The sequence below is a fragment of the Pseudomonas sp. B6001 genome (genome assembly GCF_013386015.1).
Taxonomy (GTDB): Bacteria; Pseudomonadota; Gammaproteobacteria; order Pseudomonadales; family Pseudomonadaceae; genus Aquipseudomonas.
The window spans coordinates 1-10,244 of sequence record NZ_JACAOX010000022.1 but is presented as its reverse complement, the minus strand read 5'-3'; the positions used below and the strand labels follow the sequence as shown (position 1 = coordinate 10,244).

Below are 10,244 nucleotides of genomic sequence, written 5' to 3'. Positions count from 1 at the left end.
CCCTAAGTGGCCGTTACCGCAGGAATGGATATGTACGCGGTAAGCTTCAAGATCCCGGTCGCCTACCAGTCCGCTTTCGCGAGCAAGCCCGCTCCCACATTTGGATGGTGGTGTTACAGATGGATCTGCTGGGTCTGGAATACCGCTATCGCAGGCAAGCCAGCTCCCACAGAGGACATGTGAACGCAGGTTCATTGCTCCGCTCCCGGAGCGCCCGCCTTGGCCTCTTGCTGAGCCTGACGCCGCTGCAACTGCTCCCGATCAAACCCCTCGATATACACCTGCGCCGCCCGCCCAACCGGTGCGGCCATCGCAGGCCCCGTCGCCCGCCCCTGATTCAAATCCTGGCGCTGCTCCACCATCTGCATCAAATTCAGATTGTTGGCGCAGCCCAGCGGCAAGGTCGCCTTGAAATCCTCGTCCAGTCCAATCTCGTCCTTGGCCGGCGGCTGCTGGCACTGGCTTGGCACCCCGTCCGCCTGATACTGCGGCGAGTAATACACCGGCGCCAGATGCGTCTTGCAGCCCACCACCAACAGGGGCAAACACATCAACAAACGCGAAACTTTCATGCCATGCCCCCTCATCAATTCATGTAGAAACCAAACGCCCCACCACTGCGCGGCCCCGCCGCTGCGGCGGTCGCAGGCTGCGCATCCAGCGGCGTGGCCAGGGTGCGACTGCGCACCGGCTCCACCAGGTACGGCGTAATCAAAATCACCAATTCGGTTTCATTGCGCTGAAAACGCTTGGAGCGAAACAGGTTGCCCAGGATCGGCAAGTCCCCCAGCAACGGCAGCTTCTCGATGTCCTGGCTGCTCTCACGCTGGAACAAACCGGCAATCGCAAACGTCTGCCCGCTGCCCACTTCCACCCGCGTATCGGCGCGGCGCACGCTGAACGACGGCACATGGAAATTGCCGAAATCCACCGTGCCGCCACTCACCACACTGCTGACCTCCGGGCGCACTTGCAGGGCGATCCGGCCGTTGGGCAGCAGCGTCGGGTTGAACAGCAGCGACACGCCGAACGACTTGTATTCGATCCCCACCAGGTCCCGATTCACCGGCACCGGGATCGCCACTTCGCCGCCCGCCAGGAAGCTCGCGGTTTGCCCGGTCATGGCGGTGATGTTCGGCTCGGCCAGGATTTGCAGGATCCCGTTGGCCTGCAACGCGTCGAGCATGCCGTCGATATTGGTATTGCCCGAGCCGCTGCCCGCCGCCGCCAGGCCACCGGCGGTGGCGGCTGCCAGCGGTCCGCCGGTGATCAGGCCAAAGGAGAACGTGCCGTTGCTGAACATGGCGTTCCAGTTAACCCCGTAATGCAGCAGTTCCGAGCGGGACACTTCAGCGAAGCGCACACGCAAGTTGACCTGGGCTGCACCGGCGTACTCAGTGGTGTTGACCGCGCTCTGGAAGCCCTGGCCCTGTGGGTTGAGCAAGGCATTCAAATCCGTCGCTTCTCCAACCGAACGCACCGTGCCCTTGGCGATCAATCGGTTACCGGCACCGCTGATCTGCGCGCCATTGCCGGGATGCAATTCCTGCATCGGCGCGGTCACTGCCTGGGTCGCGCTGCTGACCGCCAGGCTCAGGCTGGCAAGCTGTTTGCCGTCGCTGCCGAGGGCAATCAGGCTGGTATTGCCCGGCGCCTTGCCGAAGATATAGATCACCCCGGGCGACACCACTTGCAGGTCGGCAATCCCCGGCTCGGCCACCAGTACCGACTCCACCGGGGCGACAAAATGCAGGATCCGGCCTTCACCGGAGGCCAGGTTGATAGACCCCTGGGCACCGTTGGCGATGTCCTGGGCACTGCAGAAAAACGAGGTCAACGTCAGCAACAACAGACAAAAACGGATCATGAGGCAGACGCCAGGGAAGTGACAGAAGCCGCGGCAGGTGCACGGCGGTTGGAGATATCGGTAAGGCTGATGGTCACCAGCGCTTGCAGGTTGTATTCGGTGGCCAGTTCGCGAAACGACAACACCGCCAGCTCCAGTTCACCGCGCAGCACCAGGCGCCGCAGGCTGCGGCGCAGTTCCGGGTGCACCAGCAATACCGCACTGTTGGCTTCAGTGGTTTTGTCGCAGGCCTGGCGCAGTTGGGCGAGCAACGCGCGGTTGACTTCCTCGGGGATCACTTCACGGCTGGGCTCCTGGCGACGCAGGGATGCACGCAACTGGTCTTCCAATCCCGGCGCCAGCACCAGGGCGCCAATCACCCGATTGCGGTCGGCGTACTGATGGCTGATCTGCCGCGCCAACCCTGCACGCAGGTGTTCGGCCAGGCGGCCGGCATCGGTTTCCCGGGCGCCCCACTCCACCATGGCTTCGAGCAAGGCCCGCTGATTGCGGATCGACACGCCCTCGCCCACCAGCAGGCGCAGGGTCTCGGCCACCCGCTGCAACGGCACCAGGCGCAGGGCTTCCTTGACCAGTTCGCCGTAGGTGGCTTCGGTGCGTTCGAGCAGCAGGCGGGTTTCCTGGATGCCGAGGAAGTCCGCGGCATAGCGGCGCAGGCTGCGTTCCAGCACGCCACGCAGGACTTCGTCCGGCAGCAGGAAACCGATGCCGGCGTTGCGCAACGCGTCTTCGTGCTGACGCTCGATCCAGTGCGCGGCACGGCCGTTGAGCGGCGAATCGGCTTGCAGGGTGGCGATGTCCAGCAACTGCACATGCACCGGATCGTCCTGCAACAGCAGGCAGTTGATCGGCATCTCGCCTTCGCTGACGGGTACGCCTTCCAGTGACACGCGGTAGCTGCCCGGCGTGGCCTTGGCGTCCATGTGAATGCCCGGCACCGGCATATCGACGCCGAGGTCGCTGCGAATGTCGTGACACAGCGCTTCGATGCGTTGGCTCAGTAGTTGGCGCGGGGCGCTGAGGGCCAACGCACTGCCGAGGGTCAGCAATACCCGAGTGTCGGGGGCCACGCCATAATCCTGCTCGGCCTGCACTTCAACCACCGGTTCCAGGGTCTCGACCAGCGCTTCAGGCTCTACCTGGTTTTCACGGGTATGACGGCGGTACATCACGAAGGCCGCACCACCGAACACCAGCGACAACCCGAGGAACACCCAGGTCGGAAAGCCCGGTATCACGCTGACGCCGACCATGATCAATGCGGTCAAACCGAGGGCGCGGTAGCTGGCACCCAACTGCTTGAGAATCTCGCTGCCGAGGTCACCCGCTTCGCCGTCGCTGTTGACCCGCGTGACCACGGTACCCGCCGCTACCGAGATAAGCAGCGCCGGGATCTGTGCGATCAAACCGTCGCCCACGGTCAGCAGCGAATAGGTGTGCACCGCCGCGCCGAAGGCCATGTCGCGCTCGATCATGCCGATCAGCATGCCGCCCAGCAGGTTGACCGCGAGGATCACCAACCCGGCAATCGCATCGCCCTTGACGAACTTCATCGCCCCGTCCATCGCGCCGAACATCTGGCTCTCGCGCTCCAGGCGTGAGCGCCGGCGGCGGGCTTCGGCCTGGTCGATATCGCCGTTGCGCAGGTCGTTGTCGATGCTCATCTGTTTGCCGGGCATCGCATCCAGGGTGAAGCGCGCCGCCACTTCCGCGACCCGCTCGGCGCCTTTGGTGATCACCACGAACTGCGCCACGGTGATGATCAGGAACACCACCATGCCCACCACCACCTGGCCGGCAATCACGAAGTCACCGAAGGCCTTGACGATATGGCCAGCGTCGCCGTGCAGCAGAATCAAGCGGGTGGTGGTGATCGAAAGCGACAGGCGAAACAGGGTGCTGAGCAGGATCAGCGGCGGCAGCGCGGAGAATTCCACCGAGTGGCCGATGTAGAACGCCACGATCAGGATCAGGATGCTCAGGGCGATGTTCAAGCCGATCAGCATGTCCACCAGGTAGGTAGGCAGCGGGATGATCATCATCACGATCGCCATCAGCATGAACGCGACGATGATCACGTCGGTACGCTGGGCGGCCATGCGCGCGATGCCGTTCAGGCGATTGAGCAGGTTCATGGCGCGGCTCTCCGTGCAGCGAGGTAGCGTTTGAAGCACTGGCGCGCTTCGTCCTTGCGTTCGCCGTACCACAGCGCCCGGGCACGCAGCAGCAACAGGCTGGCAGACTCACCCTCCAGCGCGACCAGCCGATCCAGGGCCGCGAGTGCGCGGGTGACGTCGCCGCTGTCGGTGAACGCCAGCACCAGCGAGCGCAGCAGCAGGCCATCGTCGGGCGCGACACTCACGGCAATCAGCAACATCACCAGCGCGCGCTGGGACTGGCCGTTGCGCCGGTACAGCTCGCCAATGCCCTTGAGCAATTGCACCGCGTCGTCGTTGTCCCGGGGCATCAGGCCTGGACCTCCGAGCGTTGTTGTTCGAGGGTGCGGCGCATCTCGATTTCCTCGCTGATCAGGTCATGGGCCAGCGCCTTGATCGGCGGCTCGGCGTCGAGGTTCGGCAACAGGTGCTGCATCACGTGTTCCAGCAGTTCCAGGGAACGTGCGCTGCCGAACAGCAGCGAGTCGACGCCGGCGGCGCTGGTGAGTTCTTCCAGGTCACTGCGCAGGGAGCGGCGGGACTGGACCTTGCGGGTTTTCAGCAACGCTTCGAAAGCCGTGGCCTGGCGCGAGTTGACCGGGCGGATCGCCTCGACCGGCGCGCTGCGCACGTCACTTGGAATCAACGGACGGGGTTCGACTTTCATCCCGGGGCCTTAGCTGAAAAAAGCAGCGTCATAGGGTGAAGGTGAAGCGTTCTTCGCCACGGGCGAGGATCACCTGGTTGTTCTCGATGCGCTCCAGTACCCAGTTGTCCGCCAGGGCCGCGCCGGGGTACAGGCGCTTGCCGCTGTCATTGATCACGTAGGGGTTGGCGCCGAACCACACGGCTTGAAAGCGCACCCGTGGCCGGGCCGCATCTGCACGCACGGCGACCCGCGGGTTGAGCACGATCTGCTGGCCGTAACGCTGGTCGAAGGCTTGTTGCAGGGCGACCCATTGAGGCTTTTGCGCGCGCTCAAAGGAGCCGACGGCGTTGAGTTGGCCGTCGATGTCGTTGACCTTCACGGCGTCCAGGTGGGCGGCCTGCAATTGCCCTTCGAACCAGGCCTTGGCCTCGGCACGGGAAGGCTTGGCTGCGGTTGTTTCGGCAACCGGCATTACGGTTTGCGCTTGCGGTGGATCGTTGCGAAATGCCAGGGCGCCAGCGCACACAAAGAGCAACGCGGTGGCGATGATCCAGGGCGTTAACGTGCGTGTCGTCGCAGGGATTTTTTCAGGGCTGCCCGGCAGCGCCAGGCTCACACCCGCCGTGCCGATACGCAGTTGCAGCGGCAGCCGCGCGCGATGGCCGCTGCCTTGGGGAATACGGATATCGCCGGCAGTGCCGGTGATCAGTACATCGCCGCCGAGGGCCTCGACGGCCACCTGGGCCCCTTCAAAACGCAGGCGCAGGTGCAACTCGGCAATCCCGGGATCGCTGAGCTGGAGGTCGGCCGCCAGGGCGGCGCCAAGGGTGTAGACCGGCTGGTCGAGCATCAGGGAACTGCCCTGGTGCAAACCGTGGGTCACAAGCAGGGTCGGCGCGCCGTTCGCGGCGGGCAGGCCCAGGGAAATCAAGGCTGTCATGGTTGGGTTTGCCCCCTTGAGAATCACAGGCCGCAACGACGCCTGTGCCGATCAACAACGGTGCAACGGGGTAAGGCAGGTATACGGGCAGCGCCGGCGCTGCCCGCATGGCGAATCAGTTCTGCGGACGCTGTTTGGTGGCGTCGAGCTCTGCTTTTTTCGCGGTGCTGATCTCGGTGATCTTGGCCGACTTCTCGATGGCCATGTTGAAAGTTGCTTCCATCTTCGCGATAGCGTCGTCGGCGCCGCCTGCACTTACTGGTGGAGTAGTAGCCATGTTCAATCTCCTTGCATCGATAGGGAAGTTAAGCCGCATGCAAACCGAAACAAACTCCCAGCGTCAGACAGTGAGTTGGCCATGCAGCCGTCGGTTTGCATGGGAACCATACTACTCACGAACAAAACGCCTTCGCTGTGAAAGCTTGTGAAACGTTCATGGCAGGTGCTGTGAAAAATCCGGCTCAACATGCCGTTGAGAAAATCTCATCGCCGCGCGGGCGTGGAACTTTTGTTAAAAAAACAATACACGACGAGACCCAATGTTTACGGGGGCACAACCTGAAAAACGAACCAACTCGAACAATTTACGAGCCCGTTACCCCTGGGTAAAAACGTTGATCACTCAACAATTCCAGAAAATAAACACGACAACTTCACACTTTTAACTAATAGCCATTTGCCCAACTTTGCAGATATTTCCATTTGTAACAAAACCGACTTGATCATCGCGTTTGATAGCTCGGCGCGGGTTAACCCAATAACACTTCGCAACTTTCGCCCGCCCCAGTTAGTGCACTTGCACTAAATATCGACTGATATAAAACAACTTCCAGGTGATCTATGACTGCGATCCCGAATGGCCTTGACCCTGCCGACAACAAGGGCCCGGATGGCTCCCGGAGCACGTTCGAAAAAGCCCTGTTCACCGCCGTCGACAAGCCGGTATTCGACCCCTCGAAAATCCGCGGGCCGTCCATTCCGCTGCCGTACCAGAACGTGCAGGCACCGGTGAACAACAGCATCACCTACACCCCGCTGGGCAGCGACAAACCGGTGACCCTCAAGCAGATCGACAACCCCAGGCTGTTTGAGCAATTGGTCAACCAGTACAACGCACAGCAAAGCGACGCGACCCTTGAGAAGAATCTGGCCGACAGCAAAGGCGCCGGCTACAAGGAGGCCGACGCCAGCACCGTGGCGCCTGGCCTGGGCAACTACAAGGCGATCGGCAGTACCACCGAATTGGGCCCGGGACTGATCCGCTACGAGACCAGTGCCGGCGACAAAATCGTGGTCAGCCAGAAGGAAACACCCGCGCTGTTCGCCCAGGTCAGCGGCGACTCGGCCAAGCTCTTTGCGATCAATGCCAGCCAGGCCGAGGGCTACCGCCTGGCCGGCCCCACGGAAACCATGGACCCGGCAGCGAATATCGGCCCGCCCGAAGAAGTCGGCCCGGGCCTGATTCGCTATAACACGGCGTCGGGCGACAAGGTGATCGTGTCCCAGGACATCACCCCCGCGCTGTACGACCAGGTGGCCAAACTGTATGCCGGCAGCACCGGCGCGGCGGGCGCCTCGGACACGTCCTGGATCGACACCTCATCGTTTGGCGTGTCGGGTGCCAAGGACTGGGACACCATCACCGGCAACACCAGCGGCACGCCGACCAAGGAAGAACTCGACCTGAACCGGCCCAAGGCGGCCGCGCAATTGCTCTCGCAAAACTGGGACGCCTGGGGCCTGCATGGCGCGCCGATCGACTTCGCCAACCCACCCACGACACTCCCCCCCGAGGCTCAGGCCGTACTCAAGTACGTGGCCAGCAGCCCGAGCCTGATGGCCGCGCTGGATACCGGCGGGCGTGGCAAGGCCGACAATGTGATCACCCATTCCGATGTCGACCATTTCATCGACAACGCCGGCAAGGACCTCGGCGCCGCGTCGAAATCCTATGGCAGTTTCCTAGGCAGCAAACCCGGTGACCTGGCCAAGGCGAATGCCAAGTCGGCGGCAATCCTGATGGCCAATGAGAGCCTGGCCGCTGGCGCAGGTCCGGCGATGCGCCCCGGTGACGCCAACCAGCGCAGCAACGACGGCATGCTGCGCAGCGACAACCTGCAAGCCTTGGGCAGCGATTCGGCCCTGAGCACCGAGCTGACCGGCGCAGCGGCCATGTGGTCCAGACCCGGGATGTTCCACGCCCTGGAAACCGGCGGCGACAACCCCGCCACCGGCAAGTCGGACGGCATCGGCACCCGCGACAACATCGGCGCCTGGCTGGAAAAACAGGCGCCGAAAACCGACAGCGACACCCTGACCTTCCTCGACGGGGCCGCCACTCGTGATGCCGTCGCCGGCGTCGACACCTCGGGCCTGACCGCCGACATCCTGGCCAACCCGCAGAACTACAGCGGCGAACAGAAAGCCGCGGTGCTGGTGCAGTTGACCGATGCACAAACCCGCCTGCTGGTCAGCGACTACGTGCCCCACGCCGGGTTGATGGACAAGTACACCTCGCCCCACTACGGCCTGAACCCCAACGAAGACAAAATCAAGGCACAGCTGCAAAGCGGCATCGAAACCCTCTCGGCCGACCCGGACGTGCAAGGCTTCCTGCAAAACAATCGCGGCCCGGCACTGGCCGACATCGTCGACAGCAACCCGGCGATGAAAGTCGCGATGCAGAACTACTACACCGACGACATCGAGACCGGCAAAAACCTCACCGACAATCTCAACGCCAAGGACCAGAACGGCAAGCAGATCGACATGGGCATGGGCCTGCAAAACGCGGCCAACGATACGACCATCGCCAACCTGGCGCTGGGGGGCAACGGCCATGTGGACCTGACCGGCATCGCCGACAAGGCCGGGCAAAGCGACAACATCCAGCAGTACTACAAAAACCAACTGGTGACCGGCAAGGCCTTTACCGACGCGGTGGCCGGCGGCATGGACCCCACCGTGGCGGCCAGCAGCTTCGCCGCCAGCACGGCCTCGGCCCAGGCCTTCCTCGGCGACAAGGCCTCGGCGGATGACGCCGCCACCTTGCAGGTGAATTTCAACGAAGCCCTTGGCGACGCCCTGCTCGGCGGCGCCACCACCGACACCCTGAACATCACCCTGGGGGACGGCAAGGGCAACTTCGACGAAGCCAAGGTCACTGCCGCGATCAACGACGCCCAGCAAAAAGACCCAGAGATGTTCGTCACCTCGGATGGCGGCAAGATCGACCCGGCGCAAGTGGTGTCGATGCTGCGTTCGGTATGGGACATCGGGCGCCAGGGCAACAAGATCGCCGACGCACTGCCCAAGGCCATCGAAGGCATGAAGTTCGGCGACGTCAGCCCGGCATTCAAGCAAGGCCTGCTGCACATCGGCAGTGCGGTGTTGATGAGCGGCGTGCTGATGGCCCGTTCGGCCAGCGGCAGCAACACGCCGGTGGCGGACGCGAACCGGGTATCCGCCGGGCTGCAATTTGCCGGGCTGTTGATGGAGGGCGGCACCAAATACGCCAAGGAAGCGGGTTACGGTATCACCTGGGTCAACCGCCCGGATGGCGGCACCATTGGTGATTTCCCCGGCAAGGTACCGGTGGGCAAGGGCCCGCTGAGCCCGCAGCAAATCGCCAACCTCGGCGCGGCCGGCAAGATCATCGGTTCGGCGGGCGGGATTATCGGCGGTGTGATCGGGGTGATTGGCGGTGTCGACTCGTTGAAAAAAGGCGACTACCTGAGCGGCAGTTTCTCGGTGGCCACCGGCGTGCTGGGTACGGGTGCGGCGGTGGCCGGGTTGGTGGAAGCCGGGGCAGGGTTGTACGGGGCCACGGAAATCGGCGCGGTGGCCGGGACCATCAGCGGGATCCTCGGCGGGGCAACGGCGATCCTTGGCGGGATCGGCAGCGCGTTCCTGCCCTTCGCCCTGGCTGATGCCCATGGCAAGGCGCAGGACGCGTTCTATGGCCAGCTTGCGCCGGTGCTCAAGCAATACGGCTTGACTGGCGGGCCTACGGAGCCGGGTGATTATCCTGAAGACCCGATCCCGGCGATCAACACCTGACCTTCCCTTGCAGCCTTGCGCGAAGGGAGCCGCGCGGGGTTGTGTTTTTGAACATGCACAAAGGTTAATCACATGACGTATTCACACCGCGGCCACCTTGAAGACAGCGCTATTGAAATCCACTTTGGCCCTTATCAACTGCTGCCCCGACGTCATCTGCTGCTGAAAAACGGTGAGCCGGTGAGCCTGGGCAGTCGGGCCCTGACGTTGCTGATTGCCCTCGCTTCGCGGCCTGGTGAGCTGTTGGAGAAGACCCAATTGCTGGACATCGCCTGGCCACGGTTGGTGGTGGAAGAGTGCAACCTGCGGGCGCAGATCAAGGCGATCCGCCGGGCGTTGGGGGATGATGATTCGGTGTATATCGCGACGGCGACGGGCCAGGGGTATCGGTTTGTTGCGCCGACCTGGGTTGAGCGTGGGGCGCAGAAAAAGCCGGTGGTGTTGGGGGTTTATAGTTGTCGGCGTTGTTTGGGGGATGAGGTGAGGCCGATGCACGGCGTGCGGCAGGAGAGGCTTAACAGTTGAGGGGGGGGATTTGGATCGGGGGCATATCCATTATTTGGGTGATGGCTT

Annotated in this window: 9 protein-coding genes; 2 read left to right on the top strand and 7 right to left on the bottom strand. The window is 63.1% G+C overall.

All coding sequences use genetic code 11. The features are described 5' to 3' along the window. Positions 1–191 precede the first annotated feature (191 nt). The 7 genes from HX821_RS24345 to HX821_RS24315 form a co-directional block, all read right to left on the bottom strand. Positions 192–572, bottom strand: coding sequence for a hypothetical protein (locus HX821_RS24345; RefSeq protein ID WP_003207261.1), 381 nt, complete (start codon positions 570–572; stop codon positions 192–194). 14 nt (positions 573–586) lie between these two features. Beyond that, a complete protein-coding gene (locus tag HX821_RS24340; protein WP_008433173.1) occupies positions 587–1,867 on the bottom strand; it encodes a type II and III secretion system protein family protein in 1,281 nt (426 codons plus the stop codon). Then, entirely contained in the window at positions 1,864–4,002 is a 2,139-nt protein-coding gene (gene sctV, locus HX821_RS24335; RefSeq protein WP_008433174.1) for a type III secretion system export apparatus subunit SctV, read from the bottom strand. The genes HX821_RS24340 and sctV overlap by 4 nt, the downstream gene beginning before the upstream one ends. Beyond that, complete coding sequence (locus tag HX821_RS24330; RefSeq protein ID WP_177036587.1) at positions 3,999–4,334, bottom strand: lipopolysaccharide assembly protein LapB; 336 nt, start codon at positions 4,332–4,334, stop codon at positions 3,999–4,001. Before HX821_RS24330 ends, sctV begins: the two co-directional genes overlap by 4 nt. Further along, positions 4,334–4,690 (bottom strand): hypothetical protein, encoded by a 357-nt coding sequence (locus HX821_RS24325; protein WP_177036585.1) that lies wholly within the window; start codon positions 4,688–4,690, stop codon positions 4,334–4,336. The genes HX821_RS24330 and HX821_RS24325 overlap by 1 nt, the downstream gene beginning before the upstream one ends. Before the next feature lie 28 nt (positions 4,691–4,718). Further along, entirely contained in the window at positions 4,719–5,612 is an 894-nt protein-coding gene (locus HX821_RS24320) for an FHA domain-containing protein (protein WP_102606208.1), read from the bottom strand. 115 nt (positions 5,613–5,727) lie between these two features. Continuing rightward, positions 5,728–5,889, bottom strand: coding sequence for a hypothetical protein (locus HX821_RS24315; RefSeq protein WP_003207273.1), 162 nt, complete (start codon positions 5,887–5,889; stop codon positions 5,728–5,730). A gap of 563 nt (positions 5,890–6,452) precedes the next feature. Here HX821_RS24315 and HX821_RS24310 point away from each other — a divergent pair. Together HX821_RS24310 and HX821_RS24305 are read left to right on the top strand one after the other, a co-directional pair. Beyond that, positions 6,453–9,671 (top strand): type III effector HrpK domain-containing protein, encoded by a 3,219-nt coding sequence (locus HX821_RS24310; RefSeq protein ID WP_177036583.1) that lies wholly within the window; start codon positions 6,453–6,455, stop codon positions 9,669–9,671. Between the two features lie 72 nt (positions 9,672–9,743). Beyond that, positions 9,744–10,196 (top strand): winged helix-turn-helix domain-containing protein, encoded by a 453-nt coding sequence (locus HX821_RS24305; protein ID WP_177023013.1) that lies wholly within the window; start codon positions 9,744–9,746, stop codon positions 10,194–10,196. The last annotated feature ends 48 nt before the right edge of the window (positions 10,197–10,244 follow it).

Excerpts from the sequence above, each read along its gene's own strand:
- HX821_RS24325 (WP_177036585.1), bottom strand. The coding sequence starts at position 4,690 with ATGAAAGTCGAACCCCGTCCGTTGATTCCAAGTGACGTGCGCAGCGCG.
- HX821_RS24345 (WP_003207261.1), bottom strand. The coding sequence starts at position 572 with ATGAAAGTTTCGCGTTTGTTGATGTGTTTGCCCCTGTTGGTGGTGGGC.
- HX821_RS24320 (WP_102606208.1), bottom strand. The coding sequence starts at position 5,612 with ATGACAGCCTTGATTTCCCTGGGCCTGCCCGCCGCGAACGGCGCGCCG.
- HX821_RS24330 (WP_177036587.1), bottom strand. The coding sequence starts at position 4,334 with ATGCCCCGGGACAACGACGACGCGGTGCAATTGCTCAAGGGCATTGGC.
- HX821_RS24310 (WP_177036583.1), top strand. The coding sequence starts at position 6,453 with ATGACTGCGATCCCGAATGGCCTTGACCCTGCCGACAACAAGGGCCCG.
- sctV (WP_008433174.1), bottom strand. The coding sequence starts at position 4,002 with ATGAACCTGCTCAATCGCCTGAACGGCATCGCGCGCATGGCCGCCCAG.
- HX821_RS24305 (WP_177023013.1), top strand. The coding sequence starts at position 9,744 with ATGACGTATTCACACCGCGGCCACCTTGAAGACAGCGCTATTGAAATC.
- HX821_RS24340 (WP_008433173.1), bottom strand. The coding sequence starts at position 1,867 with ATGATCCGTTTTTGTCTGTTGTTGCTGACGTTGACCTCGTTTTTCTGC.
- HX821_RS24315 (WP_003207273.1), bottom strand. The coding sequence starts at position 5,889 with ATGGCTACTACTCCACCAGTAAGTGCAGGCGGCGCCGACGACGCTATC.